Origin of the sequence: Pontimonas sp. (assembly GCF_031581085.1) — a bacterium.
Classification (GTDB): domain Bacteria; phylum Actinomycetota; class Actinomycetes; order Actinomycetales; family Microbacteriaceae; genus Pontimonas.
Genome location: NZ_JAVLBO010000058.1, coordinates 1 through 2008 on the forward strand (window position 1 = coordinate 1; position 2008 = coordinate 2008).

The 2008-nt window shown below is 59.4% G+C and carries 2 pseudogenes; one reads left to right on the forward strand and one right to left on the reverse strand.

Going from position 1 to position 2008, the window contains the following annotated elements:
• A pseudogene (locus tag RI518_RS07805) lies at positions 1-199 on the reverse strand (AAA family ATPase); the annotation flags it as partial.
• 360 nt (positions 200-559) lie between these two features.
• Between RI518_RS07805 and RI518_RS07810 the strand changes: the two are divergent.
• A pseudogene (locus RI518_RS07810) lies at positions 560-2008 on the forward strand (hypothetical protein); the annotation flags it as partial.

Here is a 2008-nt window from a genome sequence, read left to right on the forward strand (position 1 = left end):
ACTCGGCCACTGCGCTGGGGTGAGCACTAATCGCGTCATAGGTGTGGGGGTCGTCGAGGGAGAGGGTCGACTGGGCTCGACGGCTTGCCGTGGCGGTTTTTCCCACGGCTTTGGCTCCCTCGATGGCGATGGCGGGGAGGCCGGCGATTAACTGATCGAGTGTGTCATCGACGATGCGTCGCTCGTACTGCTGCCCCATGCTCTCACCACCCTCCGCTCTATTATACGTTTGCGCGCTTTTCTATTATACTTTTACGCAGATTTCTACTATATATTTGCGCATGTTTCTACTATACCTTCACGCAGGTTTTTACTAACTATTTGCTCTTAGCGGGAGGGTGCTCCGGTGCACCTTTGGCGATGGTGGCCCAGGCCCCGGCCAGTTACTGCGCCGTTTGGCGCCCGACACACAGCCCGTCGCCGGCCCCCGATTAGCCGGCTGGGCCAGCCACAATGATGCGGGCACTTTTCCGTGAGGCACCGGATCGCCTGGGCGAGCCCTTCTCGGCGTCGCTGCGCATCGTTGTGCGCCTCCTTCGTGGGCGCTACGCTAAAGAACATGACGATTAGTCAGAAAATGAAGGCGTGGTTGCGTTCGCAACCTCTGTTTGTCCTGCTGACTAATCGCGCGAACGTGGTGTGGGAGGACAAAGAAAGAACGCTCGCCCTGCTGTTCATCCCGCTCTTCGCCTTTCTCTTTCTGACCGGGGGAACCATCGGTGCGGCGATTGCCGCAGCGCAAGAGCCCTCAACTGGCAACGCGGTGACCGACACTCGCGCCGTGTCGGATCAGGCCATCGTGGACTCCGAGTCGACACGAGAGGCGGAGCGGGAAATTGCGCCCGTTGAGGACCCAATAGACGTTGCGATTGCCGAATGGGGCGAGCCAGACTTCGCGGCAATTCTCACCGAAGAGTACCCCGACGCTGAATGGTCGCTGAGCGGGGATTCCTACAGCGGCCTGAACTGGATCGGCCCCGGGCCCAAACCCACCGAGGATGAACTCCTGGCCCTCTGGGAAAAAGTGGCCCAACTGCTCTCCGAACGGCAAACCGTCGCGGAAGAAGAAGCTGAAGCCGAAGAGGCGGAGCGAGAAGCCGTCGCAGAGTCCAATGCGGCCGACCCCACGCGACAAGAATTGTGTGAGTCCATCGATTACAAGGGCCTTTACGGGCCGGGAGTTGATTACTCCAAGGTTCTCACCACTCATTATCCCGACGCCCAATGGTCGCTCAACGGTTCGGCCTATTCGGGTCTCAGCTGGATAGGCCCCGGAGCCAAACCGGACCAAGCCACTCTGGATGGCCTCTGGGACGGCGTGGCTTTCCAAATGTGTCTGCAAAAACCACTGTCCGAACTGGAGGCCCGAGGCGGCACCAGCGAAACCGAGGAGTATGTCGACGGGGTGGTTCGCCCAAAGGGTTACAGCGACGATACCTTCACGCCGTCGCTCGACAACTGCAACCAACTTCCGCAGATCCCACACGATGGCGGTGGCGGATCGATCACCCTCTACAACGACCCATCCGGTGGTAAGAACTTCGAACAGATCATCGGAATGGGCCTCGGAGAGTTTAGTTGCCGGGTCGCCGAGGCTCACGACTGGTTTGGCGGTAAGTACAGCACAGGCCTGTCGGTCAATGGTGAGCGAGAAGTCATCTGGTACTCCAGCCAAATCAGCTCGGGAACGATGCGCAATCTCCTCAGTTCTCTGGGAGCACAGCTGAGCCCTCCAGAGGAACCAGAACCAGAACCAGAACCAGAACCAGAGCCTGAGCCTGAGTCTGAGTCTGAGTCTGAGTCTGAGTCTGAGCCTCAGCCTAAACCAGAGCCTGAGTCACCTTCGGGCTCAGATGCTGCTGCTGAAACGCAGCCTCAGCCCCAACCTCAGCCTCAGACTCAGGGTCAAGCTCAACCTCAGCCCCAAGCCCAGCCTCAACGAGAGCCCGCTGCGTCAAGCCAAGGTGTGACTGAATCGGCTGAAGGGCTTGATAACCCGGTCCCGCCT